The sequence below is a fragment of the Microbacterium sp. LWH3-1.2 genome (assembly GCF_040675855.1).
Classification (GTDB): domain Bacteria; phylum Actinomycetota; class Actinomycetes; order Actinomycetales; family Microbacteriaceae; genus Microbacterium.
Genome location: NZ_JBEGIK010000001.1, coordinates 1,442,354 through 1,468,939, shown reverse-complemented (window position 1 = coordinate 1,468,939; position 26,586 = coordinate 1,442,354). Strand labels below are relative to the sequence as shown.

22 protein-coding genes are annotated in these 26,586 nt (G+C 70.3%); 11 read left to right on the top strand and 11 right to left on the bottom strand.

What is annotated here, in order from left to right; genetic code table 11:
- Positions 1-6: 6 nt before the first annotated feature.
- Together MRBLWH3_RS06825 and MRBLWH3_RS06820 are read right to left on the bottom strand one after the other, a co-directional pair.
- Positions 7-954, bottom strand: coding sequence for a hypothetical protein (locus MRBLWH3_RS06825; protein WP_363429902.1), 948 nt, complete (start codon positions 952-954; stop codon positions 7-9).
- Between the two features lie 236 nt (positions 955-1,190).
- Positions 1,191-1,685 (bottom strand): VanZ family protein, encoded by a 495-nt coding sequence (locus MRBLWH3_RS06820; protein WP_363429900.1) that lies wholly within the window; start codon positions 1,683-1,685, stop codon positions 1,191-1,193.
- A gap of 296 nt (positions 1,686-1,981) precedes the next feature.
- Here MRBLWH3_RS06820 and MRBLWH3_RS06815 point away from each other — a divergent pair, with 296 nt between their 5' ends.
- Together MRBLWH3_RS06815 and MRBLWH3_RS06810 are read left to right on the top strand one after the other, a co-directional pair.
- The gene (locus MRBLWH3_RS06815; protein WP_363429898.1) at positions 1,982-3,394 is read left to right on the top strand and encodes an HNH endonuclease; all 1,413 of its coding nucleotides are present in this window, start codon (positions 1,982-1,984) and stop codon (positions 3,392-3,394) included.
- Positions 3,395-3,414: 20 nt separating this feature from the next.
- Complete coding sequence (locus tag MRBLWH3_RS06810) at positions 3,415-4,353, top strand: nucleotidyltransferase family protein (RefSeq protein WP_363429896.1); 939 nt, start codon at positions 3,415-3,417, stop codon at positions 4,351-4,353.
- Here the strand turns inward: MRBLWH3_RS06810 and MRBLWH3_RS06805 are convergent.
- Together MRBLWH3_RS06805 and MRBLWH3_RS06800 are read right to left on the bottom strand one after the other, a co-directional pair.
- Positions 4,343-4,495 (bottom strand): hypothetical protein, encoded by a 153-nt coding sequence (locus tag MRBLWH3_RS06805; RefSeq protein ID WP_363429894.1) that lies wholly within the window; start codon positions 4,493-4,495, stop codon positions 4,343-4,345. The genes MRBLWH3_RS06810 and MRBLWH3_RS06805 overlap by 11 nt on opposite strands.
- A 249-nt stretch (positions 4,496-4,744) precedes the next feature.
- Entirely contained in the window at positions 4,745-6,124 is a 1,380-nt protein-coding gene (locus MRBLWH3_RS06800) for a PqqD family peptide modification chaperone (RefSeq protein ID WP_363429892.1), read from the bottom strand.
- A gap of 33 nt (positions 6,125-6,157) precedes the next feature.
- On the opposite strand from MRBLWH3_RS06800, the gene MRBLWH3_RS06795 reads away from it, so the two are divergent.
- The 4 genes from MRBLWH3_RS06795 (at position 6,158) to MRBLWH3_RS06780 (ending at position 10,899) form a co-directional block, all read left to right on the top strand.
- Positions 6,158-7,540 (top strand): polysaccharide biosynthesis tyrosine autokinase, encoded by a 1,383-nt coding sequence (locus MRBLWH3_RS06795; protein WP_363429890.1) that lies wholly within the window; start codon positions 6,158-6,160, stop codon positions 7,538-7,540.
- Positions 7,541-7,582: 42 nt separating this feature from the next.
- On the top strand, positions 7,583-9,373 hold the full coding sequence (locus tag MRBLWH3_RS06790; RefSeq protein ID WP_363429888.1) for a DUF4012 domain-containing protein: 1,791 nt from the start codon (positions 7,583-7,585) through the stop codon (positions 9,371-9,373).
- Between the two features lie 10 nt (positions 9,374-9,383).
- Entirely contained in the window at positions 9,384-9,950 is a 567-nt protein-coding gene (locus MRBLWH3_RS06785; RefSeq protein WP_363429886.1) for an LPXTG cell wall anchor domain-containing protein, read from the top strand.
- Between the two features lie 103 nt (positions 9,951-10,053).
- Positions 10,054-10,899, top strand: coding sequence for a hypothetical protein (locus tag MRBLWH3_RS06780; protein WP_363429884.1), 846 nt, complete (start codon positions 10,054-10,056; stop codon positions 10,897-10,899).
- A gap of 141 nt (positions 10,900-11,040) precedes the next feature.
- Here MRBLWH3_RS06780 and MRBLWH3_RS06775 read toward each other — a convergent pair whose 3' ends face one another.
- Together MRBLWH3_RS06775 and MRBLWH3_RS06770 are read right to left on the bottom strand one after the other, a co-directional pair.
- Positions 11,041-12,927: a DUF4012 domain-containing protein gene (locus tag MRBLWH3_RS06775; RefSeq protein WP_363429882.1), complete on the bottom strand. Its 1,887-nt coding sequence runs from the start codon at positions 12,925-12,927 to the stop codon at positions 11,041-11,043.
- Positions 12,928-12,983: 56 nt separating this feature from the next.
- On the bottom strand, positions 12,984-13,727 hold the full coding sequence (locus tag MRBLWH3_RS06770) for an endonuclease/exonuclease/phosphatase family protein (RefSeq protein ID WP_363429880.1): 744 nt from the start codon (positions 13,725-13,727) through the stop codon (positions 12,984-12,986).
- A 149-nt stretch (positions 13,728-13,876) separates the two neighbouring features.
- Between MRBLWH3_RS06770 and MRBLWH3_RS06765 the strand changes: the two genes are divergently transcribed.
- From MRBLWH3_RS06765 to MRBLWH3_RS06755, 3 genes are all read left to right on the top strand, one after another.
- Entirely contained in the window at positions 13,877-14,320 is a 444-nt protein-coding gene (locus MRBLWH3_RS06765; protein ID WP_363429878.1) for a hypothetical protein, read from the top strand.
- A 53-nt stretch (positions 14,321-14,373) separates the two neighbouring features.
- Positions 14,374-15,372 (top strand): glycoside hydrolase family 6 protein, encoded by a 999-nt coding sequence (locus MRBLWH3_RS06760; protein WP_363429877.1) that lies wholly within the window; start codon positions 14,374-14,376, stop codon positions 15,370-15,372.
- A gap of 124 nt (positions 15,373-15,496) precedes the next feature.
- On the top strand, positions 15,497-16,423 hold the full coding sequence (locus MRBLWH3_RS06755) for a response regulator transcription factor (protein WP_363429875.1): 927 nt from the start codon (positions 15,497-15,499) through the stop codon (positions 16,421-16,423).
- A gap of 316 nt (positions 16,424-16,739) precedes the next feature.
- Here the strand turns inward: MRBLWH3_RS06755 and MRBLWH3_RS06750 are convergent, their stop codons facing one another.
- Complete coding sequence (locus tag MRBLWH3_RS06750; protein ID WP_363429873.1) at positions 16,740-18,227, bottom strand: glycosyltransferase family 2 protein; 1,488 nt, start codon at positions 18,225-18,227, stop codon at positions 16,740-16,742.
- A 189-nt stretch (positions 18,228-18,416) separates the two neighbouring features.
- Here MRBLWH3_RS06750 and MRBLWH3_RS06745 point away from each other — a divergent pair, with 189 nt between their 5' ends.
- Together MRBLWH3_RS06745 and MRBLWH3_RS06740 are read left to right on the top strand one after the other, a co-directional pair.
- Positions 18,417-20,099, top strand: a complete 1,683-nt coding sequence (locus MRBLWH3_RS06745; protein WP_363429871.1) for a sensor histidine kinase — start codon at positions 18,417-18,419, stop codon at positions 20,097-20,099.
- Positions 20,096-21,271 carry a hypothetical protein gene (locus MRBLWH3_RS06740; RefSeq protein WP_363429869.1) on the top strand — a complete coding sequence of 392 codons (1,176 nt, stop codon included), beginning with the start codon at positions 20,096-20,098 and terminating at the stop codon, positions 21,269-21,271. Before MRBLWH3_RS06745 ends, MRBLWH3_RS06740 begins: the two co-directional genes overlap by 4 nt.
- Here MRBLWH3_RS06740 and MRBLWH3_RS06735 read toward each other — a convergent pair.
- The 4 genes from MRBLWH3_RS06735 to MRBLWH3_RS06720 are packed head-to-tail and all read right to left on the bottom strand — an operon-like array spanning position 21,249 to position 26,403.
- Positions 21,249-21,845: a hypothetical protein gene (locus MRBLWH3_RS06735; RefSeq protein ID WP_363429867.1), complete on the bottom strand. Its 597-nt coding sequence runs from the start codon at positions 21,843-21,845 to the stop codon at positions 21,249-21,251. The genes MRBLWH3_RS06740 and MRBLWH3_RS06735 overlap by 23 nt on opposite strands.
- Before the next feature lie 51 nt (positions 21,846-21,896).
- Positions 21,897-22,757, bottom strand: coding sequence for a tRNA pseudouridine(38-40) synthase TruA (gene truA / locus MRBLWH3_RS06730; RefSeq protein WP_363429865.1), 861 nt, complete (start codon positions 22,755-22,757; stop codon positions 21,897-21,899).
- Between the two features lie 24 nt (positions 22,758-22,781).
- A complete protein-coding gene (locus tag MRBLWH3_RS06725; protein ID WP_363429863.1) occupies positions 22,782-24,215 on the bottom strand; it encodes a mechanosensitive ion channel domain-containing protein in 1,434 nt (477 codons plus the stop codon).
- 7 nt (positions 24,216-24,222) lie between these two features.
- The gene (locus MRBLWH3_RS06720; RefSeq protein ID WP_363429861.1) at positions 24,223-26,403 is read right to left on the bottom strand and encodes an adenylate/guanylate cyclase domain-containing protein; all 2,181 of its coding nucleotides are present in this window, start codon (positions 26,401-26,403) and stop codon (positions 24,223-24,225) included.
- Between the last annotated feature and the right edge of the window lie 183 nt (positions 26,404-26,586).

Sequence of the window (26,586 nt, the reverse complement as noted above, 5' to 3'; positions counted from 1 at the left end):
GCCTGCTCAATCCCGCGGGGCCGGGGTGGAGACCGCCGGGTCAGGCGTCGTCGCCCCCGACGACACCAGCGCGTCCCCGCCCAACAGTCCTCCGAGCCCCAGGACGATGAGAATAACCCCCACGACGTAGGCGGCGATCGTCCCCCGCACCTTGCTCAGCGCGGCGGCGAGCTTCTCGATGTCTTGGATGGGCAGACCGATGCCGCCTCGCGTCGTCTCGGCGGCGAGCAGGGCGCGAGCCCGCTGCCTCCCCCTTACCTCCAAGACCGACAGCCAGACGCCCATCAACACGGCTACGGCGCCCGCGACCAGAGCGAGCACGCTGCCGGCCGCGATGATCCGTTCCTGGAAGTCGACCTCGGTGCAGCACCCCGATCCGCCCATCGGCAGGGTCCACAGGATGATCCAACCGCCGAGCGCCAGCACGACGAACGCCAGTGCGCGGAACACGCCGCCGGTCCACTTGGCGAACTCAGGATCGTACTCGCCGATCTGGATCTCGGCCGGCGCGCCCGGTGGGTTCTCCGCAGGAGGGGCGGGTGCAGTGCTCGCGAGCGCGACGCGGATCGGCGGCGATCGGTGAATGACGGTGCCGACGGTGACGCTCGCGTAGAGGTCGTGCTCGGGTGCTTCGGTGAATGACGTCGTCGCTTGCCATGTCGTCGAGGTCGCGGCGCTGGCGTCGTTCGTGAAGTTCACCGAATCAAGCTTCTGCGTGCCGGCGAACAGCGCCGGAACGGGAATCGGCGACGGATGCGCGACGACGAACGTCACCTTCTTGCCAGGCGGAAGGTCGGTGAGCGGCTTGGGCGCCACCGTCGCCGTGCCGCCTTCCGGCGTGGCCGACAGCACGAGGGGAGTCGGCTGGCCTCCGCCTGGCGCAGGCCCGGCCGGCGCGGGCGGCACGCCCTCCGCCGGATGATCCTGCGGTGCTCGGGCTTGGTCGTCGGTCATTTCTCGCCCCCGGTCGTCGTCTTTGACGAAGGCGCGCCGAATACCGGTGACCCGTGGTCACGGCGCGATACCCCCTCGGCCGCTCACTGCCCAGGCGACCGATGGCCGAATCGTAGCGACGCACTGAAGCCCCCACAAGAGCTTGAGCGATCTCGGCCCGCTCGGGGCACGCGGCACCCTTTGCGCTGCCGAGCCAGGGACCCCTGCGCTGCGGCAGGCGCCGGGCGCGGCATCCGTCAATCCGGAATCTTGCGCCGCTCCCTCAGGTGCACGATCGCGAGGCCGATGGCGGCGCCCAGCACGTTGGCGACGATGTCGCGCAGGCTCGGCGTGCGCTCGGCGAGGATCAGCGCCTGCCCCGACTCGATGACGAGCGTGGTGGCGAGGGCGATCGGCACGACGAGTCCGCGGTGCAGCGGAAGCACGAGCGCCAGCAGCACCCCGAACGGCACGAAGAGCGCGACATTCGCCGTCGTTTCGATGAGGTCGTACGTCAGCCACGGCACCGCCCGCGTGATCGCATCGAGAAAGTCGGATGCGCCGCGGTCCACGGGTGTCGGCCAGAACGCGATGAGCGCGAGCATCACACCGTAGATGACGAGCAGACGGATGCCGCGCCCCTGCGTGCGACGCAGGTGGAGGGTGGCGACCGCCGCTGTGGAGGGCGGCGCGGGCGCGAGCGGGGGTGCATCGGCGATGGCGGGCTCCCCTCGATCGGGCGCCGGCGACACTGCCGCGCAGTGCGGCGATTCTACTCGGGAGATGGCGTGGGCGCAGAAGTATCTGGATTGACGAACATGTGTTCGGATGTCTCGTGTCGGAGAGGATCCGAAGTCGCGGACACGCGAATTCATCGAGGACGCGCACCGCGGGGGTCCAGACTCGCGCAAAGTAGCGCGACTTTCGTCCACCAGCTTCATTCGACACGGAGTATCAGTTCTCGCGCGAGAACTGAAGACGAATCGGCATGCGTCGTTTACTCGAACAAATGTTTGACACTCGTACCAGTCTTCGATATCCTGAGTGCATGACCAGCGCACTGTCGTTTCTCGCCGAGGCGATCGACGTCGCGCGGGGAATTCTGCCCGACGGGCGCGACATCGCGTCGCTCACACCGGCGGAGCTGCTCGCTCTCAACGAGCAGATCGGGCGCGGCAAGCGCCTCGCCGAGAGTGTGCAGGCGCTGGTGGCGTCCGAGATCCAGCGGCAGTCCACGCCCGAGCTCGGGCCCGACAGCCTCGCGAAGGTCCAGGGCTTCCGCAATCCCACGCAGTTCATCGCGGCGACGATGGGCACGACCACCGGCGATGCTGCGCGGCTCGTGAAGGTCGGCGAGGCCACGACCCCGCGCACGCTGCTGTCGGGCGACAAGGCACCTGCCCGGCACCCTCAGGTCGGCCAGGGTCTCAGCGACGGCCGCATCGGGGCGCAAGCCGCGTCGGCGATCATCGCGATGCTCGACCGCGTCGCGATCCGTGCCGGCGCAGAGAAGGTCGACCAGGCTGAGAAGCTCCTCGTCGAGCAGGCCGCCGGACTCCCCCTCGATGCGCTCTCGAAGCTCATCCTCCGCGCGGAGGCATGGCTCGATCCCGATGGCGTCGAGCCACGCGAAGCAGACCTGGCCGCCGAGACGGCGCTGACCGTGCGCCAGGATCGCACGGGCATGATCATCGTCAACGGCAAGTTCGACCCCGTGAGCGGCGCGCCCGTCAAGGCGGCGATCGAGGGCTATGTCACGGCGAGACTTCGCGCCCGGCGCGACGCCGAGGCCGCGCGCGACGCCGAGGCCGCCCGCACGACGTCGGCAGCCGACGCGCCCGCGACACCCCTTCTTGGCGAGACGCCGGATGCTGAGCGCCGAACGATCCCGCAGATGCAGGCCGACGCCCTCGTGAGCATCTGCGAGCACGCCCTCGGGTGCGGCGAGAAGGACCTCCCCCTCAACGGCGTGACGGTGGTCGTGCGCATGGACCTCGAGACGCTCCGCGAAGGCACCGGCACCGCCGAGATCGACGGCATCGACGCCCCGATATCCGCATCCGCCGCCCGAAAGCTCGCGTCGAGCGCCTCCATCATCCCCGCCGTGCTCGGCGGCGACAGCGAAATCCTCGACTGGGGCCGCGAACGACGGCTCTACTCCAAGTCCCAGAAGCTCGCCCTTGGCGAGCGCGACGGCGGGTGCGCCGGGTGCGCGCTTCCGCCGCAGTTCACGAAGGTGCATCACATCCGCTGGTGGTCGCGAGACGTCGGCCCCACCGACCTCGACAACGGGGTGCTGCTGTGCGAATCGTGCCACCACCGCGTCCATGACAACGGGTGGGACATACAGGTCGAAGGCACCGGCAGAAGAGCCAAGGTGCGGTTCATCCCTCCCACCTACATCGACCCCGCCCGCACCCCGCGCCTCGGCGGGCGCGCTCGATACGACTTCGCCGCATGAACCCCCGTTATCGTGGGCCCGTGCTCACCGACTCGGCCGACGCGACGGTACTGCTGCGCCTGGACGAAGCCGACGAGCTCGCCGCTGCCTGGGTATTCGCGCTGGCCGAGAGGCGCGGCATCCGTGCCCTTCTCATCAAGGGGCCGGCCCTGCACCTCCATGGGCTGCGCGACGAGCGGGTGTCGGCCGACGTCGACCTGCTCGTCGAGCCGGCACGGTTCGACGAACTCTGCCAGGCGATCGCGGAATCCGGCTGGACGAAGCGACCGTCGGGATTCCTCGGCGAACTGACGACCGTGCACTCGGTGACGTTCCTGCGCGACGGATGGCCGTGCGACCTCGATGTGCACAGCTTCTTTCCGGGATTCCTCGCCGACCCCGCAGTCGTGTTCGAGGCGCTCTGGCGCCACCGGTGGGCGCTGCCGCTGGCGCACCACGACTGCCTCGCGCTCGACAAGGTCTCCGGGGCGCTCGTGCTCGGGCTGCACTCCCTCCGCGGAGCGACGATCCAGGCGCGCCACCTCGACGAGCTCGAGCAGCTCGTGCGCACGCCGTTCACCGACGAGGAGCGCGCTGATCTCTGCGCGCTCGCGCGCGAGACCGGCTGCGTCGCCACCCTCGAGACCGTCCTCCCGCGCTTGGGCGTGCATGTGGAGCCGACTGCCGAAGAGCTGGCGTCACCCGGCCTGCGGGACTGGCGCGAGCGGGTGACCGCAGGATCCCACGGCTCCTACTTCTGGATGCTGGCGCTCCGCAAGTCGCGGTGGAGCAAGCGCCCCCGAATCCTGTGGCGCGCGGTCTGGCCCACCCGACGCGACCTGCTCGTCGCCCGGCCCGAGACCATCGACACCTTTCGCGGGCGCACGCGGGCGCGCCTGGCACGGTGGGGGCGCGGCATCCGTTCCGCCCCTGCGGGACTGCGAGCCGTCTGGACGCACCGCCGCGGCGTCAGCCCATGATCAACCAGAGCACGCAGACCGCCGCGAGAAACGCGACAGCCACGCAGATGAGCCACATCGGCGCCCCGCCGTATTCGCGGAGCAGCCACGGCTCCTGCCCGATCTCGTAGCGCCGCCGCCGGCGTCGTCGTGAACCCGCCATTCCACACCCTTTCCCCAGTTCGCGACGCCCTTGTCACGAACTGACGCTATGCGCGCCGGGTTGCCGGTCGGCGACGCCGATGTTTCGTGTTCGCCGCGCGACGCTCAGCATCACCTGAAGAAGCGGATGCTGTCACCCAGCGCCAACGGGACCCCCCGGTCGTTCCCGTGGATGAGGACAACCACCACTCACCCCACCCGCGACACGATCACGGTGTCAACGGATGTGACAGTCGACAAGACGGCAACTCTAGCCAGTGAAGACGAGGTCCTGATCTCGCAGCGTTCCGAGGAAGGACTCGACGTCGGGGCGGATCGCATCACCGTCGACTTCGGCGGCTTCGGCGACCCGGGAGACGATCGTGTCGGAGCACCCTGGCCCCGCGGCGAGCGCGGTCCAGATCAGCGCGGCAGAACCCTCGAGCGCCAGGGGCGACGCGGCGGGATTCGCCAGGGCCAGCACCACCACTCGCGGTGACTCCCCCGTCCACGCGACGTCGTCGTGGATGCGCCACAACGGGGGGTCAGCGGGTGGCAGCTCGCGCGATCGCTTCAGCACGCCGGCCGCGACCAGTTCTGCGACCGCGGCTTCCACGGCCGGCGCAGCCTCCTTATCCCCGGGAACGCCGTACGCCTCCACCGCCGCCTCCACGAGGGCATCAACACCGACGCCGTCGGCCGCGCGCCAGAGCGCCGGGGCGATGCCGGCCAGCACCCGCACCGTGCCGACGTGATCAGCATCGACGTGGAGGAGCGCGACACGATCGGGATCACTCAGCGCGAACTCGTCGAGAGGAGCGATGCGCCGGAAGGTCCACTCCGCGCCCGAACGCGCACCAGGATGCGGCACGCCCAACGGCCTCGACACCCGCGGCGTCGACGGCGAGACCGCCGCGAGCTCGGGGACCACCGGGGCCAGGGCCGAGGCATCCGTGTACGACACCCGACGCAGGCCACCGACCGACGCTACGTGCGCGGCGATCGTGCGCAGCGGCGCCGGAAGGTTCGTGAGGTAGCTCGACTGCGCCACGAGTTCCTCGAGCGCGTCGCCCAGGTCGACGTCCGAAACGACCGCACCGTCGACGCCCTCGCGTCGATCGAGCAGCACGATGCCAGCGAGCCTCAGCGAGCCATCCGGGAACGAGCCAAGCCCCAGAGCCGACGGGGAGTGCTGTGCCTTCTCAGGCTCACCCGGCTCGATGATCGACAGCGGCTTTCGGTAGGGCAGAACGCGCCCCGAAGCATCGATCGCCACCGTCTCGTCCGACACGTACCCGTACGCCTCGCCCAGCACCCGCGACGCCGTCGTCTTGCCGCGACCACTCGGACCGATGAGCGCCACCACCCGACCGTCAGGCAGGGCGATGCCGGCGGCGTGCAGCATCCACAACCGTCCGCGTTGGGCCTCGATCGCCGCGAGCGTCACCCGCTGGGACAGCGACGACAGCAAAGCACGGATGCTGCCACCCGCCGCCGCGACCACCTCGATGTCGGCGTCACCCACCCCCGCAGCATCCGTCCGCGCATCCTGCCAGGCCGCTTCGACAGCACCCCGCGAATCACGGTCGAGGCCGTCGCACACGATGCCCACCCGCACGCCCAGGGCAGCGATCACGAGGTTGCGGGGCACAGGCGGTAGTGTACGTGGGACTGGGAGGCGCCCATGGAGCTGCGGGATTACCTGCGCATCTTGCGAGCGCACTGGCTCGCCGTGATGGCCCTCACTCTCCTGGGCGTGGCCGTTGCGTGGGGATGGACCGCCCTGCAACCCAAGGTCTACACGGCCGATGCCAGCGGGATCGTCACGGCGACCAACGCCGGATCCGACACGGGCGCGTCGCTCGTCGGTGACCAGCTCGCCCGCAGCAAGGTGACGTCGTACGTCGAGCTCGGGTCGTGGCGCGCCGTCGCCGAGTGCGCGATCGACGAACTCGGACTCAGCACGACCCCCGAATCGCTTGTCACCCGCGTCGACGTCTCGAACCCGCTCGACACCGTCATCGTGCGGGTGACCGCGAGCGCGTCGAGCCCCGAAGAGGCCCGCGACCTCGCCGAATCCTGGCTCGGGTGCATGGTCGAGCAGATCGACAACGTCGAGGGCACCGACGAGACCGGCACCGCCGCCGTCACGCTCGTCACCGGCGACTCCGCGCGCCTTCCCACCGCGCCGTCGTCGCCGAACGTGCGCCTCGCGCTCGCCCTCGGCGCACTCGTCGGACTCGCCCTCGGCATCGGCTACGCGGTCGTGCGCCACGTGATCGACCGGCGCCTCCGCGACCCGCGCGACATCGAACGCGAGACCGGCGTGCCCGTCGTCGGAACCCTGCCCGTCGACAAGGGTCTGAGCGTCGAGCGCGGCCTCGCCGATTTCGAGAGCCAGCACTCCTCGTCCGCCCCGCTCGCCGAGGCGATGCGGGAACTCCGCACGAACCTGCAGTTCATGGACGTCGACAACCCGCCCCGCGCGATCGTCGTCACGAGCCCGCTGCCCGGCGACGGCAAGTCCACGATGGCCGCCAACCTCGCCGTGAGCATCGCTGCCGCGGGCCGCCACGTCGTCCTGCTCGACGCGGACCTGCGCCGCCCCATGGTCTCGACGGTGTTCGGCCTGCCCGACGGCGCCGGCGTCACCGACGTACTCGCCGGACGCGCCGAGCTCAACGAGGTCGTGCACAACGTCGGCACGAGCCGCAACCTCGCCGTCATCACCGCCGGGCGCATCCCGCCGAACCCCAGCGAGGTGCTTGGCTCGAACCGCATGCAGGCGCTCCTGCAAAGCCTCACCGAGCACGCCCTCGTCATCATCGACTCCCCGCCCCTTCTTCCGGTGACGGATGCTGCGGTCCTCACGACCGCGGCAGACGGGGCGCTCATCGTGGTCAGCGCCGGCAAGACGACGTACGACATGCTGCACAAGGCGCTCGCGAACCTCGGCAAGGCCAACGCCCGCGTGCTCGGTGTCGTGCTCAACCGCGTGCCTCGCAAGAACGGTGGGTACTACGGGTACCAGTACGAGGGCGACTACGCCGCAGCGGACACCCGCTGACTTCGAAAGCGGACGCTCAGACCAGCCCCTTAGGGTGGAGCGGTGACCGACTCCGCCCTGCCCCGCTCCGTGCGCCGCGGGGGCCTCGTCTTCGCGATCGTCCTCGGTGGCCTGCTGGTGGCCGCTGTGGTCGCCACCGTGTGGATCGCGGTGCGCGGCGCCCTCGCCTACAGCCACCTCCACGATGCGCAGCAGACCGCGGCCGCGGTGCGCGAGAACCTCTCCGATCCTGCCGCGGCCAGCGACGCGATCGCCGCTCTCGCCGCCGACACGGGGGCCGCGCACGCGATGACCTCCGACCCGGTGTGGGAGCTGGCCGAAGGGCTCCCCTGGGTCGGCCCGCAGCTTGCCGCGGTATCCACCGTCGCCGAGTCCCTCGACGGCGTCACGAGTACCGCTCTGCGCCCGTTGTCGGAGGTCGCCGCCTCGTTCCAGGTCGACGCACTCCGCCCCCAGGACGGACGCCTCGACCTCGCGCCGCTGCAGCAGATCAGCGGCGCCGCGCAGACCGCGAGCGACGGGGTCGGTGCGGCTGCAGCATCCGTCTCATCGATCGATCGCGCCGCGCTCGTCGCGCCCGTCCGCGAGGCCGTGGAAGAGGTCGACGGACTGCTCACCGAAGCCGGCATCGCCACCGACGCACTCGCCCGTGCCACCCGGCTGCTGCCGTCGATGCTCGGCGCCGACGCGCCGCGCGACTACCTGGTGCTGTTCCAGAACAACGCGGAGTGGCGCTCGCTGGGCGGCATCCCGGGCGCGATGGCGCTCATCCACACCGAAGGCGGCGTGCTCAGCCTCGCCGCCCAGGAGTCCTCCAGCGACTACCCCCGCTATGACGACGCGGTGCTGCCGCTCGGCGACGAGGTCACGGCGATCTACGGGGAGCGCCCGGGCCGGTGGATCCAGAACGTCACGCAGGTGCCCGACTTCGCCGTGAGCGGCGCGCTCGCCCGCGAGATGTGGGCGCGGCAGCACGGCGGGCAGCAGGTCGACGGGGTGATCTCGCTCGACCCGGTCGCGCTGTCGTACCTGCTCGAGGCGACAGGACCCATCACCCTGCCGACCGGCGACGTGCTCGCCCCCGACAACGCCGTGCAGCTCCTGCTCAACGATGTCTACGCCCGGTACACGCGCCCCGCCGACCAGGACGCGTTCTTCGCCATGGCGGCGGCCGCCGTGTTCGAGAGGCTCTCGAGCGGCGACGTCGACCCGGCCGCCCTCGTCGGCGCCCTCACCCGCGCCGGTGACGAGGATCGCCTGCTGCTGTGGAGCACGCACGAGAACGAGCAGAGCCTGCTCGCCGACACGACCCTCGCCGGCGGCCTGCCCACGTCGGATGACGACGCCGCGCGCTTCGGCGTGTATGTCAACGACGGCACCGGCTCGAAGATGGACTACTACCAGAACGCGACGACAGCGCTCGAGTGGTCGAGCTGCACCCTCGACGCGGCCGGAACCGCGACGGGGGACGCCGTGCTGACGGTCACCGTGGGCAACACGGCGCCCGCGGATGCCGCATCCCTTCCCGCGTACATCACCGGCGACAGCGCCTTCGGCGTCCCCGCCGGCATCACCCGCACGATCGGCTACCTGTACCTGCCGGAGGGCTTCGAGCTCGTCGACGCGACCATGTCGGACGGAACGGGATTGGGCGGCGGGACGCACGACGGACGCCGGGTCGTGAGCTTCGCGATCGACCTTCCGCCGGGCGGATCCGTGACCGCGACGCTCACCGCACGGACGACCGAACCCGCCGCCGCGACGCTCGAAGCGGTCACCACACCGACGCTCACCCCGCCGGCCGAAGTTGCCGCGGTCTGCGACGGTTCGTAGACTGCTCCCGATGCCCCACATCGCGAATCTCCCCACGCCCAGGCTTTTTCCCCGAACCGCTCTCGTCGCAACGCTCGCTCTCGGAGCGGTTCTCGCGGTGCCCGCGGCGGCGAACGCATCGACCATCTACCCTCCCTCGGGTTCGTGCACCGCGACCCCGACGGCGCAGACCGGCGGCACCGTCTCGTTCGAGTGCGACGCCGAGACCTTCTCGCCCGACGAGGCCATCACCATCACCGTCACCGGTGAGAACGGCGCTGCCGCGCGCATCGGCATGGTGAGGTTCGCGATCACCACGGCGAGCGGCACCGCCTCGTCCGAGGCCGACGGCTCGCTCGCGGCGGTCGACATCACGCTCCCCTCGAACGCCACGGGCACCTACAACATCGCCGCGGTGTCGTCGACCTCCGCCGGCGGCACGGCGGCCGTCACCATCACCGGCGCCGACGGGCTCCCCGCGACGGGCCTCGACCAGGGCCAGACGCTCGGCCTCTGGATCGGCGGCGGGGCACTCCTGCTCGCCGGCGCGGCGCTTGCGGTCGTGGCCGCGGTGCGCCGCTCGCGCGACTCGCGCTGACCCGCGATCCGCGCTGACCTGCGGCGCGGTACGACGTGCAGCTCCGGGTGACCCGCGGTTCGACTCGGCGCCGCCGTCCGGGCCGACCGCTATCGTGATCGCCATGGCACCCGCCGCGTCGACGTCGCTCGAGCGCACCTACCGGTACCTGCGGATCGGACTCGCCGGCACCGTCGTGGCGATCTTCGTGGCGATCCTCCAGTCCGCGGCGACGTACGGCTGGCTGACGTCCCTCAGCGACTACTTCTACACACCTGCCCGTGACGTGTTCGTCGGGGCGCTGATCGCCGTCTCCCTCGCCCTGTTCGCCCTGTCGGGCCGCGGCGCCGAGCGCGCGCTCCTCGACGCCGCCGCACTGTTCGCACCGCTCATCGCGCTGGTGCCGACGACGGTGCTGGCAGGCACCGTCCCCGGGGTCGGCGTGACGTGCAGCGGACGCTGCTTCCCGCCGGAGTACGAAGCCGATGTCGCGAACGGCGTCGTCGTCTACCTCGTGCTCGGCGTGCTGCTGCTGCTGGTCGCCCTGCTGCTCGGCGCGCTCGGTCAGGTCCCGCTCGCGGCGGTGTGGCCGTCGCTGCTGATCGCGGCGATCGTGATCGCGCTGACCGGCCTCACGTGGGCGCTCGCGCGGGACGGGTTCCTGGAGAACGCGCACTTCTTCGCGACGACGGCGTTCTTCGCACTGTTCGCAGCGGTCGCGGTGCGGGGCGCCTTCCCGCGGCAGGGTCCGCCCCCGACGCCGGTGTTCCGGGTGCTCTACACCGCGATCGCCGTGGGACTGGTGGTCGTGCTCGTGGCGTACGTGGTGCTGCTGCCGCAGGCGAGCGGTTCCGGCATCCCCATCGTCCTCATCGTCGAGGCGATCGCCCTCGCGCTGTTCTTCGCGTTCTGGGTGGTGCAGGGGATCGAGAAGTGGAGCGACCCCGACCCGTCGATCATCGCGGGGTGAGGCCTGCGCCGGGTTCGGGGGCTTCGACTCGCAAGCTCGCTCGACGGGCGGGCATACGGAGGAGTGGCCTGTGAGAGACGAAACGTCCCCGGGGGTTCGGGAGGGTCCGGGGACGTTCCGCCTGGCTTGTGACACGCCCCGTCAGCGCTCGGAGGCCGCGGGGAAGAGGCCGCTGCAACCCGGATCGATCGTGACGGGAGTCGCGGTCGCCGTCGGGGTATGACGCAGTCGCAGCGGACCGAGCCCGCCCTCGGGCAGCACAGCGGTGAACGAGACGGTCTCGGTCTCCCCCTTGCCGATGAACACGGTCTTGCTCACCGCCGTGTTGGCCTTCTCCACACCACTGCGCTCCCACCGCGCGACGTCGCCGCGCGCGGGGACCGTCTGCGTGATCTGTGCGCCGGGCGGCGCGAAGAACAGCACATCGAGGATCATCGTGCTGCGCGGCACCCCCAGCTGTCTGTTGCGGTACCCCAGGGTGTAATTGCTGCGGATGTCGTCGGTGATCCCGTTGTGCATCGTCATCGTTGTGGTGATGGTGCGTGCCGCGGCATCGCAGGTCGCGGTGACAGCGGTGGTGAGGTGGTAGTCGAGCTTGCTGACCGCCGAGTCGTTCAGATAGATCCCCACCTGCGTCTGCGTGGTCGTGTCGCCGGCGAGGGCGCCGTCGAGGCCGAATTCCACGGCGAGCGCCTGCGCCGCCGGATCCGTGAACGCGAGGTTGATGCGCTGTTCCTTCGCCGACTGCTCGAGTGCGGCGAGCATCTGCAGCGGATCCCATGACGACGATGTGAGGTGATCGAACACCTCCCGCGCAGCATCCGCGAAGAAGGCGTCCGAATCGGCGCCGACCGGATAGCGCTCGTACGCATCGCTCAGCAGCACCTTGACCGCGTTGTCGGCCGTGAGCAGCTCACCGGTGCCGAGCGTCACCGGCCCCGACACCGCGAGCATGTGGGCGAGCACCACGGGATCGATGGAGACGACGCCGTCGAACGTCGTGCCCGTCGTGTGGGTCCACAGCGCCTGGAACAGCTGCGCCGTCGTCGGGAAGTCGGGGGTGAAGGTGAAGTCCTGCGAGTGCCTGGTCAGCGTGGGCAGGTAGATGCCCATGGTCTCGCCAGGCAGCGGCACGTATTCGTTGCCCTGCGTGCCCGCGTCGTAGAACGTCTGCGAGCTGCCCTGATCGACGTAGCCCAGTGTGCCGTCGGTGAGCGTCACGATCATGCTTGCGGCGGGATTGCCGCCCGTGGCACGGATCTCGGCGTTGTTCTGGAACATCAGCAGGTACGTCTTGGTGCCCGCCGAGCCGGCCATGTCGAGCAGCGTCGGCAAATACTTCTCAGCCACGCCCAGGGCGGGCGTCGCGAGGTCGATGAAGCCGAGGATGTCGGAGATCGACTCCCCGACCTCGGGGAGCAGCGTCGAGGTGTCGATGGGTGCGACGATCGCCTGCGCCTCGGTGAAGGCCGCGGCGATCTCGGGGATCGAGCCCTGCACCTGCCGGAAGGGCTCGAGGTCGATCCCGCCGCCGGCCACGGCGAGCCGGTCGAAGTCGGTCGCCGCCATGAACTGCAGCCCGGCCGGCAGCGCACGGTCCACGAGCACGTCGACCGCATGCGTCACGCGTCGCACCGCGTCGACGTTCTGCCCGACGAACGGCACGTTCATCGCGATGTCCCACAGCGGCCCGTCGACCGTCCGGACGGCGAGCGTGACGTTCGCCTGCACCTCGTCGGTCACGGCGCGCAGCTGGGCCGTGTCGGCGGCGTCGAAATCGGCGCGCAGCGATTCGATCCCGGCCGCCGCCCGCTCGACGGCGGCGCGGGCGCGCTGCGCCTCCGACCAGAACTGCATCGCGAAGGCGCCGGCGACGACGCCGCCCACCAGCAGCACGGTGAGCAACGCGACCACGATCCACGGCCACGCGCGCCGGTGGCGCGTCGCTACAGGCGTCGCCTCAGCATCGAGAACGGCCCCAGTTTGCGCACCCTCGGGTTCGGAGCGCGTGACGATCCCCCTCGTCACGAGGGCAATGGTACTCTTCGCGCCCCCTGCTGTCAGGGGTCACGCGAGATTCGGATTCAGGCGGCGCCGGACGTTCCGGTGGCGGTCGCCGCCGCCTCGGGGTCGGCGATCTCGACCACGCGGCGCACACCCGGAGCGGGGTGCGCGGTCACGAGGATCGGCAGGTGGTCGCTCAGCCCCTGCGGCAGCGTGCGCACGCGGTCGATCTCGAACCCGATCGACGTCGCGAAGTCGTAGTGGCCGCGGAAGAAGCGGTACCGCGTGTACGTGCGCGAATCCGACAGATTCAGCTCGTACCCCTGCTCGCGGATGTGCTGCCCCAGCCGCTCCTTGAACACCGGGTAGTTGTAGTCGCCGACCATGAGCGCCGGAAGCCCCTCGCCCAGCTGCTGCAGCTCGCCGAGCGCCGTGCGGATCTGGTGCCGGCGCAGCGAGTTCAGGGCGGTCAGCGGAGCCGCATGGAACGACGCCACGATCAGGTCGGTGTTCTCGTCGATGTCGTGCAGCCGGACGCCGAGCAGTCGCTCCTCCGCGGGCTTGAGCACACGGTCGTGGAGCGACTTCTTGAGCGCCAGCGCCCGCACCTCGACCGCGCGGTACGTGTTCTCGCGGTAGTAGACGGCGAGCCCCAGGCGGTTGCGCTGCGTCGAGTCGGCCAGCCGCAGCCCCGAGATCTCTTCGGGAATGTCGGACGTGTCGGCTTCCTGAAGGCACAGCACGTCCGTGCCATGCCGCTCCACCAGATGGGCAAGCTCCCCCGCCGCCCGGTGCTTGCGCAGGTTGTACGAGATGACCTTCATGACGACCACAGCCTATTCCGTGGACGTTTCGAGCGGATGGCCTTGACAGGAAGTCCCCATGTACGAAAACCGGATGCCGCGCCTCTGGATTGGTGTGCCGGTTCACGGCATCCGAGCGTGAAACCCGCACCCCGATCCTGGAGGAACCCATGACCGCTGCATCCCCGAAGACCGTCCGCGCCGAGCTCGCCGACGCCCTCGACGCGAGCCGCGCCGCGCGCGAAGAGGCGCAGCGCGAGCTGCACCGCAGTGTCGCCCTGCGCTCCCGCGCCGCCGACGCCCTCGAGCGCACCGCCCGCCGGCCCGGACTCGACGAGTCCGAGCGCTCGCGCCTGCGCTCCGAGTACGCCGCCGCCGACCGCGTCGTCGCCGAGCACCGCGCGGCTCTGGACAAGGCGCAGGAGTTCGAGCGCGCAGCATCCGTCGTGGCCGGCGCCTTCGAGGACGAGGCCGCCTCGGCCAGCCCGCTCGCCGCGGCACTGCTCCAGCTCGTCGGCTCGAAGCGCGGCGGCACCGCACGCCGCGGCGCACTCGCGTCCGGACGCACCGCGCCCGCCGCACGCGTGCGCAGCCCGCGCCCGCGGACCGCCTGACGCGACACGCCGGGGTCCCGGGGCCCCGGCGCCGGTCTCGTAGGCTCGCCTTCGTGCCCACCTCGCGACGGACCCTCACGATCGCCGCGATCACGGGCGTCGTGGCCGTCGTCGCGGTCGTCGCGGTCGTCGTGCTCCTGGGCGGGCAGGCTCCCGAGCCGCCCGGCCCCGGCACGAAGATCGTCGTCTCGGAGCTCTCGAAGGCGACGGATGCGGCGACCCGCGCCGCCGACGACAGCCCCGAGCAGGCCGCGGCCGAGTACCTGAGCGAGCAGCCCACGGCCGTGTGGCTCACGCCCGAGGGCGACCCCGTCGACGTCGTCGGCGAGCGCATCGCGGGCCTGGCGGCCGAGGCGCGCGCCCAGTCCGCACGCATCGCGGTGGTCGTCTACGGCCTGCCGGAGCGGGACTGCGGCGGTCACTCCGCGGGCGGCCTCGACGTCGCTGCGTACGTCGAGTGGACGCAGGCGATCGGCGACGCGCTGCGCGAGGCCGCCGACGCGGCGCCGATCGTGATCCTCGAACCCGACAGCCTCGCCCTCGCGCGCGAGTGCGGCAACGTCGATGAGCGCATCGCGCAGCTGAGCGCCGCGGTCGAGGCGATCGCCGCCCAGAGCACGTGGATCTACGTCGACGGCGGGCATTCGAACTGGCTGGCGCCGGCGGAGATGGCCGCGCTCATCGAGGAGCTCGACCGTGCGTCACGCGGGGAGGGCGGCCGAGGCATCCGTGGGTTCGCCACCAACGTGTCGAACTTCCAGGCGACCGACCACGAGGTGGCGTACGCCCACGACGTGTCCGGACGGCTCGACGGACTGCACGCGATCATCGACACCGGCCGAAACGGCGCGGGCTCGAACGGCGAATGGTGCAACCCGCCCGGCCGACTCGTCGGCGAGTCCGGAGGCACGATCGGCGACGACGTCGTCGACACGAATCTGTGGGTCAAGCCGCCCGGCGAGAGCGACGGCGAGTGCAACGGCGGCCCGGCCGCCGGACGCTGGTTCCCCGACGCCGCCGTCGAGCTCACCCGGGACGTCGTCGCGGATTGATACCCGACCAGGCCTTCCCGGTGTTGTGTAGCATCGGGAGTACTTTGCGCATGCGTCGGGGGCCGCGGCTGGGGTCGGTAATCGGCGCATATCCGGTTCCACCGTCCGAGAAAGATCGCCACGCATGAGCACCCCTTCTGACGAGCTGAAGACAGCGGTCATCATCGAGGACGACAAAGAGATCCGCCACGTCCTGGCCGAGGTCCTCGAATCGTCGGGGTTCTCGACCGTCTCCGTCGGCAACGGCATCGACGGCGTGCGGGCGGTGCTCACCTACAAGCCCGTGCTCACGACGATCGACGTCAACATGCCCGGCATCGACGGCATCGAGGCGGCCAAGCGCATCCGCGCCCAGTCCGACACGTACATCATCATGCTGACCGGCATGAACGATGAGGCCGACGTCATCGCCGGTCTCGGTGCCGGCGCCGACGACTACCTTCTCAAGCCCTTCCGCCCCCGCGAGCTGCGCGCCCGTGTCGAGGCCCTCATGCGACGGCGGACGACTGACGCGGAGCGCGCGGTGGCCGCGCCGTCCGCACCGTCGCAGGGGAGCGTGGGTCCGTCGTTCCCCGGCGTGCGGGCGATGACCACCGCCGTGCCGGCGGCACCCGCGATGGAAGACCTCGACCTCGCGACACCCGCGACACCCGCGACCGTCATCGTGCCGTCGGGCGCAGCATCCGTCTCTCCGATCGGCGACGCCGACTCCGACGCCGACGGCGAATGGCTGACGCACCGCGACCTGCGGCTGCACGCCGAGAACCGCATCGTGCTGATCGGAGGCGACGAGCTCGAGCTCACACGCACCGAGTTCGACCTGCTCGCGACGCTGCTGGAGTCGAAGCGGCGCGTGCGCAGCAAGGCCGATCTCACGCTGGTGCTGCGCGGCGAGTCCTACGTGACGAGCTACTTCGTGGGCGACGCCGACAAGCGCGCGGTCGAGGCGCATATGACGAATCTGCGACGCAAGCTCGGCGAGAGCGCCGCGAACCCGCGGTACATCGAGACCGTGCGCGGCGTCGGGTACCGGCTGACGTCCGAAGGCTGACACACACCTCAGACAGGGAAGGGGGCCTCCGCTCGCCCCACGCGAGCGGATGCCCCCTTCTCTTTCGGCGAGGGTGTCCGTTCCTCCCCGTGCGGACTCCCTCTCCCATTCCTCCCCCGCGCCGTGGTCCCCAGCTTCGGCGCCCACCCCGGTGGTGACACGCTTCGGGTGTGTGCCGGACGAGCGGATGCCTCCGCCCCGGCTTGTTCGGTGAGGGTGCCCGCCCCTCCCCCAAGGCGGGACCCTCACCTCCTCCCCCTGCGCCGTGCTCCCCAGCCGCGGCGCTTCCCCAGTTCTGACCCGATTCGGGTCCGGGTCAGACCTTGTATCCGTGATGACGACGGATGAGCTTGAAGAACATGGACAGCGTCTGCAGCACCGTGACGACGCCGACGATCGGCCAGCCGATCCACAGGACGGTGGACTGCACCATCACGGGGAGCATGATCCAGATCGCGACCATCGCGGCGATGACGGCGACGGCGAGGATGAGCGGCGTCCAGTGGCCGAAGCCGCCGCCGCGCTCGGCCTTCGCCTGCATGGCCCAGTTGTCGACCTTCTTGCGCGACAGGAACCTGGTCCAGGAGCGCACGAAGTGGCTGCAGCGGATCCACATGTAGATCTCGGCCGGGACCAGCGTCAGGCCGAAGATGATGTCCCGCGCATTGCGGTTGTTCATCGTCAGCGCCATGCGGGTGTTCAGCGCGATCGCGACCACCGGCGGGATGAGCCACCAGTACGAGAACTCGAACGCGCCGATCGACAGCGATGCCGCCAGCAGGGTGATGAACGCGACACGCACGAACATGTTCATGAGCATGTCGAAGTGCTCGAGCCAGCGGACACGCAGGTTCGGATGGAACGGCTGGCCCTTGGTGTCACCGCGCTGGCCCGGCCACATGAGCTCGATGGCGCCGTACGTCCACTTGACCTGCTGCGCGTCGAGTGCGCGGAGGGTCGTCATGCCGCCGACGTCGGCACGGGCGAAGGGGCTGATCTTCGTGAGGTACCCGGCGCTCTTGATCTGCAGCGAGAGCAGCGAGTCCTCGACCTCGGAGTCCTTGACCCACGGGGTCGACTGGTGGTTCTCCTTCATCACGTCGCGCAGGGCGTGCGTCGAGAAGATCGAGAACTGGCCGCCGAGCACCGCCATGTTGCGGCCGCGAAGCAGGTTGTGCAGATTGAAGGCCGCGAACTGCGAGCGCTGACCGGTCGTGAGGAACTTCGCCAGGGCACCCTTGATCGGCTTGTCGTCGATCGAGTAGATCGCCGAGATGCCGCCGATGCGGGTGTCGCTCGTGGCCTCGGCCTCGAGGTATTCGACGGCCTTCGCGTCGGCCACGGTGTCGCCGTCGACGCCGAGCAGGTAGTCGTAGCCCTCGACCAGCGTGTAGCCGTAGTTGAGCGCGCCGACCTTCTTGTCGGGGTTCTTGCCGATGTCGTGGACGAAGACCTCGGTGAACTGCTCGCCGAGCTCGGTGACGACCTCGTGCGGACCGGCGTACTGCGACGCGAGCTTGACCGTCGCGTCGGACGTGTTGTTGACGACGACGTGGATGACATCCGGCACGCGCGTCTGACCGAGCAGCGACTCGATCACCTGGGCGATCGACTCCTCCTCGTTGTACGCGGGGATGACGCAGCCGATGGTCGAGCGGTGCACCGACGTGTCATCGAGTACGGCCTCGAAGTCGTCGGCGAATCTGTGGGCGTGACCGTGGACAGTCGTGACGTCCTCGAGCGGAGCGGGGGCGTCACCGTGGTGCGTCCGCTTGCTGCGGATGAGGGGGACGATGTCGGTCACGTTCGTCGCCTTTCGGATTCTCCGGCCGGTGTCTCCGGCACATGAAGAGCTTCTCCCACCGACCGCAAGGGCCCTCCGAGAGACCGCGAACACAACCGCAAGGTTTCCGCAAGGCATCCGCAAGAGAGCGTTTGCCGATCATCGGCTCGGCACCGAAATGCGGGGTGGCCGGGTCAATAGAATCGCCGTATGGCTACCGGGGCTGCACGACCGACGCTCGTCGTGGGCGCGCCCGACGGCCGCACCCGGTCGATCTGGCTCACACAGCTCGTGCTCGCCGCGAGCGTGCTCATCACGGCGATCCTCGTGATGGCGCTGCAGCCGGCGATCTTCGGCCGCTGGAACTTCCTCGCGGGCACATTCGCGGTCGTCGTGCTCTCGATCGCCACGCTGGCCCTGCCGTGGTCGCGGCTGCCCACGCTCGCGGTGCTCGTGATCCCGTTCGCCGACGCAGTCGCCATCGGTCTGATGTCCAGCGGCATGGAGCTGCGCCTCGGCTATCTGTGGGGCTTCCCCGTGATGTGGGTCGCGATGCATTTCCGGGCGACCGCCCTCGGAGCGATGCTCGCCACCATCGGCGTCATCCTTCTGGTCGACTCGGCCATTTCGACGGGCAGCATCGCCGCACTGCGCGCTTTCGTCGTGCTGCTGTCGCTGACGTTCATCGGCATCACCGCCCACCTCGCCCTCCGCCGCACCCGCTCGCTGCGGCGACTGCTCAAGCGCCAGGCCGATCGCCTCACCGCCACCTACACGCGCAGGGCCGACCAGCAGCGGCGCACCAGCGAGATCCTCAACGGCGTCGACACCGGCATCGCCCGCATCTCCGACGACGGCTCCGTGCTCGCCGTCAACGACGCGTACTCGCGCCTGTACGGCCTCGACCCGCTCGACCCGACGCTGCCCGCCCGCTCCGTCGAGTACACCGGGCGGCGCGGCATGCCGGTGCCGTTCTCGGAGCGGCCGTTCGCACGCGCCGCACGCGGCGAGACCTTCACGGATGCCTCGGTCTGGCTGTTCACCGCAGCCGGCGAGTGGCGTGCGCTCTCGGTGACCGCCAAGCGCCTCGCCGCCGGCGGAGGCGAGGGCTCCAGCATCCTTCTCCTCGTCCATGACGTGACCGCCCTCACCTACGCCCAGCGCGAGCGCGAGCGTTTCACCGCGATGGCGTCGCACGAGCTGAAGCACCCGCTCACGGTGATGATCGGCAACGCGGAGCTCGCCCTCGAGCTCGACGACCTCACCCCGCGCACGCGTGAGCGGTTCGAGTCGATCGTCGCGGCGAGCGATCGCATGCTGACGATGGTCCAGACGCTGGGCACGACCTCGAAACGCGGCTTCTCGTTCCGCGACGACGTCGACGACATCGACCTGCGTCAGATCCTGCTCGAGTCGGTCGCCTCGTTCCGCCCGACCGCCGTCTCGGGCGATATCTCGATCGACGTTCAGGCCGACGAGGCGCTGCCGATCACCGCCGACGGGTTCCGGCTGCGGCAGGTCGTCGACAACGTCGTGAGCAACGCGATCAAGTACACCCCGCGAGACGGCCGTGTGCGCATCGCCGGTGCCGTCGAGCATCACCAGGTCGTGCTGTCGGTCGCCGACACCGGCATCGGGATCGCGGCCGAGGACCTGCCCAACATCCTCACGCCGTACTTCCGCACCGAGGAAGCCAAGAAGACGTCCGGCGGCACCGGCCTCGGCCTCGGCATCAGCAACGACATCGTGCTCGCCCACGGCGGCACGCTCTCGATCGACAGCGACGCCGGGGCCGGCACCACCGTCACGATCCGCCTGCCCCTGGCCGGAGAGCTGGCCGGGGATCCGGCCACGCGGCCGGAGGCCGGGCGCGACACAGAAGGACGAGCATGACCGACCTCATCGCCGGAACCGGCGTGGACCTGGGCACCGCACAGGCGGTGATCACCACGCTCGCGACGATGCTCACCATCGGCATCGCGTTCCTGGTGCGGCCGGGGCTCCCGACGCTGTACTGGAGCATCGCCTTCACCCTCGCGATGCTCGCCACCTACGGCGTCGTGGCGGGGGATGTCACCGGCGCCGAGCCTCTCCGCCGCGCGTCGCTCGGCGCGCTGATGGGCGCCCCCGCGTTCCTGTGGTCGGGCTTCCGTGCCGCATGGGGGCTGCGTCCGCACGTCTGGGCAGGGGCGGCCATGGCGGCGGTGTCGGCGTTCTCGCTGGCGATCGTCGCCGACATCGCATGGTTCACAGTGGCGTATCGCACGGTCTTCTTCGCAGCATCCGTGTTCGCGGGTCTGTTCGTCCTGGACTGGGCTCGGTCCTCGTCCCGGCGCAACGACCGCCTGCTGCTGCCGCTCGTGATCGTGTCGGTCGCGTTCTTCGTGACCGGCGTGGGAACGTTGATCGCCGGCCTCGTGTTCCCGCCCTCGGGCGGCGACGACTTCGAGCTCGTTCGCCTGATCTCTTCGGCCGGGATGCTGGTGTACGTGGCCTGTGCGCTGATCGCGGTGGTCGGCACCACGGCGCGCGACAGCGGGCTCGGTCGCGCCGCGACCGTCTCGACGGCGTGGCAGCAGTTCGAGCGGACCGCGGGCGACCGCCTGGCGCGGGCGCAGAGGACCTCGGAGCCGTGGTCGGTCGTCTACCTCGGGCTCGACGACGCCGCCGACATCCGCCAGACCGCGGGGGCGGCGGCGTTCGCCGCCCTGTCGGAGCGACTCGAGGACGAGGTGCGGGCGGCATTCCCCGCCGAGTCCGACGTCGGATCTCCCTCAGCGGGCGCGGTCGTCGTGCTCGTGCCCCGGTCCGATGCCGTGGTGCGCGACCTGCTGCGCGCCACCCTGGAACGGGTGACACTCCTCGACGTGCACGGGGCGCTGCCGATCCGCCCGACGGCGAGCGCCGGCTGGGCGCCGGTCTCGGTTCTCGGCTACGACCTCGACACGCTCGTGTACACCGGCCGCGAGGCCGCGCGCGTTGCGAGCGGCAAAGGCGGCGACCGATGGGAGCGCGTCGGCGCCACCATCGTCAACCGCCTGATCAGTGAGTCAGAGCTACCGTGAGCGTGTCGGTCGCCGTCTGCTTGGCGTACTCGCTCGACGTCGGCGTCGTCTGCACGAGGAAGTCGTAGCTGAACTGCAGCGTCACGTACGTCGCCTCGGCAGGCACCGGCCCGACGTTGAAGGTCTGGGAGTAGCTGTACGGATCCAGCACGAGGTAGCCGGGGCTCACCGTGGAGGCGTCGACCTGCGGGGCGAGAGCGTCCAGCGCACCCGTCGGCGTCGCCGGGACGGCCGTCATGGTCGCGCGCTGCAGGTACACCTTCTGGCCGTCGTTCGGCGTGACTGTCGTCATGAGCGAGATGCTGACGGGTTTGATCGCCTCGGCGGTCCACTCATCCATCGAGAGCGTCGACCAGTAGTCGATCGTCGCGGTGACCGCGCCGGCGGCGAGCTCGCGCTGGGTCGCCCCGCCCGAGAGGTCGTTGGGCACCGGCGTCGGGATCGCGGTCGACGTCGAGGTCGGCGTGCTGCCGCCCGCTCCCTCTTCCCACGGCGCAGGCCCGCAGCCGGCAAGAGCAGCCACGCCCACGAGCGAGATCGTCACGACACCGGCGAACCGGTTCCACCTGCGCATAGAACCCCCGAGTCGCGCCGGAAAACGTCCGGTCAGTCTAGCGGGGCGATATCACTCGCGGTCGCGCCGCGCGCGGGTCTTCTCGGCGCGCTGGGCGAGCAGGTCGTCGGCGGGGTAGCCGACCTCGGTGAGGGTGAGCCCGCGCGCCGCGAGCACCTTCACCTCGGGCACGCGCTCCTGCGCGTCGCGGATGTCGACGACGTCCTCCACGTCGAGCCTGCCCTCGCCGACGGCGACGCACGCCCCGACGAGCGCCCGCACCATGCTGTGGCAGAACGCGTCGGCCTTGACGTTCGCGACGAGCACTCCCGCGGCGTCGCGGTGCCAGTCGAACTCGAGCAGTGTGCGGATCGTCGTGGCCTCTTCGCGCGGCTTGCAGTAGGCGGCGAAGTCGTGGAGTCCGATGAGAGCGCGGGCCGCAGCATCCATCGCCTCCGCATCGAGAGCCGCGCGCACCGAGGTCGTACGATGGCGCTCGAGCGGGTCGTAGCCGGTGACGGTGTCGCCGATGCGGTACTCGTAGCGGCGCCACACCGCCGAGAAGCGGGCGTCGAAGCCGTCGGGCGCGATGCGCGAGCCCGTGACGGCGACGTCGGAGTAGGCGCCCACCACCCCCGTCATGCGCGCGGCGAGCGCCGTGGCGCGGTCGTCGGCGGTGGGGATGTCGGTGGCCGAGCGCGCGTGCCGCGCCAGCATGCGCTGCTGCTGGCTCTCGTCGAGGTCCACGTGCGCCACCTGGCCGGTGGCGTGCACGCCCGCGTCGGTGCGTCCGGCGACCACGAGCCGCGGGTCACCGCCGAGCACGCGCGCGAGCGAGGCTTCGAGCGTCTCTTGGACCGTGCGCAGTCGGGGCTGGCGCGCCCACCCTCGGAAATGCGTGCCGTCGTAGGCGATGTCGAGGCGGATCCGCACGGACTCCAGCCTACCGACGCGCCGTCACCCGACGACGAAGCGGCCGCGGGGCAGCGTCTCGCCGACCGCGGCGAGCGCGGCACCGGCCTGGCGGAGGCGGTTCTCGCTCTCGCGGACGATCTCGCGCGCGACCACGGGATGCGCGCGCACGATGTCGTCGAGTGCGGAGACGGGCACGACCACGACGTCCACCTCGCTCGTCGCCAGCGCCCGCGAGATCGTCGGCGTGCGGGAGAGAGCGGTGAGCCCGACGGCGTCGCCCGCCGCCAGCACCCCCACTTGCACGAAACCCTCGTCCTCGGTCGGGATGCCCAGCACGACGGAGCCGGCGAGGATGAAGCGGGTCTCCACGGGAACGATGCCGGGTCGTAGCAGCGACTCTCCCGCGCAGTAGCGCTCCAGCCGCGCGTGAGCGGCGAGCGACTCCGCCTCGCCGGACGCGAGGCTCAGCGACGGCGCGATCTGCCGCAGCGCGTCCTGCAGCCGCGCGGGTGTTCGCCAGTCGTCGGTGAGGTCGCCGTCGAGGTGCAGGTCGGCGCGGCGCGCGGCGTACCAGATGCGGGTCGCGAAGGCATCGAGAGCATCGGCGCGATCGCCGGGGGTGCGCAGCGGAATCGCCACCTCGTACCGCGAACCGCCCACGGTCACTGCCGAGGGTTCGAGATCCGGCGACAGCAGCGGGATGTCGCGGGCCACCGCCACGAGCAGCTCCCGCACGCGGCCCGGCGGGTCGTCGGTGCCGAACTGCACCCCGAGGGTCGCGGCGTACGGCTCCGGATTGCGCGAGAGATTCACGAACGAGCCGCCGGCGAGTTCCGCGGTGGGGATGATGACCGTGCCGTTGCCGGTCTCGAGGTGCACCGCGCGCCAGTTGACCTCGACGATCTGCCCGCGCGTGCCGCCGGTCTCGATCCAGTCCCCGAGTTCGAACGGCGCCTCGAACACCAGGAAGAGGCCCGACACGATCGACCCGACCGCGTTCTGCAGGGCGAGCCCGACCACGATCGACGTGATGCCGAGTGCGGCGAACACGCCGGCGACGTCGGCATCCCACACCCACCAGAACACCGCCGCGATGCCGAGGATGATGAAGACGAACCGGATGAGGTCGCTGAAGATCGTCGGGAAGCGGTCGCGCCACGATCCCTTCTCCGCGCGGTGGAAGACCAGGTGGTTGACGGCGTTGATCGTGACGACGATCACGAGCAGCCCGAAGATCGTCCACACGACCTTCGGCCACGTGCCCGACCCCTCCCACGCGCCCGGCTGGCTGAGCAGCACCAGGATGCCCGCGACCGGCACGAGGTAGTTGCGCACCATCAGCACGATCGGCGCCGCGCGGCTGCCGCGGCGGGCCAGCGCGTTGTGGAACTCCGTCAGTCCGATGAGCGCGAGCGGCAGCCCCACCGAGACGACGACGGCGGGCCAGAACCACGGCTGCGAGACGATATCGGCCACGGATGCCTCACCCCTCCGTCACGACGATGCTGGGGGCCTCGACCTTCCAGACGCGCTGGCCGCCCGTCTGCGTCTCGATCTCTCCGGCGGGCAGCACGGTGATCGAATCGGGCAGTCGCTCCGCCACGCGCTGGGTGATGTAGATGCCGGGGTCGTCGGAGTCGCCCTGTACGCGGAACGCGAGATTCACGGCATCCCCCCACATGTCGTACACGACCCGCGCCCGACCGATGAGTCCGCTCGTCACCTTGCCGGAGTCGAGACCCGCCCGCAGCGACAGGGAGACACCCTGCTGGGTGGAGTAGCGCTCGAGGATCGTGTCGAGCTCGAGCGCGAATTCGACGGCGCGGCGCGCGTTGTCGACGCGCGGCGTCGCCAGCCCGCAACTGGCGAGGTAGCTCTGCCGAGTGGTGCGCACCCGCTCGACGCCGTGCCGCTCCGCGGCCTCGTCGAACGCGCGGATGAGGTCGTTGAGGCGCGCGATCGCGTCGACGGACGACATCGACAGCGCCAACGCCTCGAAGCCGACGATGTCGGCGAAGACGACCGTCACATCGTCGCTGTCCTGCGTGATCGCCTCGTCGCCGAGTTTGTAGCGGCTCGCCATGCCCTCCGGCATGAAGGAGAGGATGAGGTCCTCGTTGGCCTTCTCCTGCTGGGCGATGAGGTGCGACTTGACCTGCAGGCTGCGGCTCATGTCGTTGAACGCGTTCGCGACATCGGCGAGCTCGTCGCTCGAGCCGGCGTCGACCTGCACGCCCTCGTCGCCGGCGGCGATGCGCTGGGCGGCGGTCTTGAGGCGGCGCAGCGGCCGCACGAACACCTGCGCGAGCACGAGCGACAGCACGCAGACGAAGATGATCATGGCGGCCGTCGACAGGATGAGGTTGCGCGTGAAGTCCTCGACGGGGACCATCGCCTCGTGCTCGGTCTCCTGCGCGACGATGACCCAGTCCAGGCCGTCGACCTCGAGCGGAGCGTACGCGGTGAGGCTCGGGCGCCCCAGATAGTCGCTCTCCAGCAGCGTGCCCGAGTCGCCGGCCAGGGCCCGGGTCACCGCAGTGCTCGCGATCGCCTGGTTGAGCAGCGTGTTCCCGTTGCTCACGGCGAGCGCGGCGGCGGCGGGTGTGAGACCAGCGGCCACAGCATCCGTCTCGTATGCCTCCGCGTCGTCGAGCAGGGCGCGCGAAACCGACCGCATCGTGCCGTCGGCGCCCACGAGGTACGTCTCGCCCGTCGCGCCGAGGCCGTTGAGCTCCCACTCGCCCGCGACCGTCATGACATCGTCGATGCGCTCGATCGGCAGCTCGATGGCGAGCGCGCCGAGCACCTCGCCATCGTCGGCGATCGGCACCACGGCCCAGCCCGCCGGGGCGCCGAGGCTCGGCCCGTACGACGCGAAGTCGGCGAGCACGACGTCGCCGACGATGTTGCGGTCCATCGCCTCGCGGTACGCGACGGCGAGGTTCGACAACCGGTAGGGCCCGTCGAAGAGGTTCGTGCCGAGATCGAGCCCCTTGTAGGCGGTGTAGACGACGTTGCCCTCCGTGTCGAGCATGAGCACGTCCTCGTACTCCTGCAGCTCCGTCATCGTGCGGTAGTAGTCGTGGTACTCCGCGTGCGCCGCCGACCACGCACTGCCGTCGCCCGCGTCGTCGGCGACGATCGCGTCCTCCCACGAGTCGTACGGGATCACGTAGTGGTTCTGCAGGTAGGTCTCGGCCGCCCCGCGCGGGGCGAACGCCGAGCCGTCGACGTCTTCTCCGGTGGCCTCCTCGAGATCGGCGGCGAACGTGTCGCGATAGTACGCGTCGACGGCGGCGGATGCTGCGGCATCCGTCTCCTGCGCGTTCAGCTCGTCGAAACCCGCGGTGAAGGCGCGCACAGCGGCCTTGCTCGTGTCGTTGAGCGCCGACAGCCGCACCGAGTTCTCGATCGCGCGGAACAGCTGCGACACCTCGCGGGCGCGGTTCTCGCGGATCTCGACGAGCTTCTCGTACGCGATCGCGCGCAGCGCCTCGGTGCCGTTGACGTACCCGATGATGCCGACGACGATGCTCGAGAGCACGCTCACCGCCAGCAGCATGATGAGCAGGATCGAGTAGATCGACAGTCCCGCACGCGTGCGGACGCGTGGCGTGCCCACCCAATGCGCGGGTGTCTCTCCGGGCATCTCCGATCCGGACACGCTCTCTCCCCTCGTACGCCGCCGTTCGATCACGTGCAGCGGCGCTGGAAGCATCCCCAAAACACCCCGGCCCGCCGAGGTTGGGGCAAGAGTAGCGCTCGGCCTGCCTCTGGCAAAGAGGCGCGACCGCGCGCCGTGATACGCCCAGCCACGCCACGTACAATTGCCGTTTCCCCCCACCTT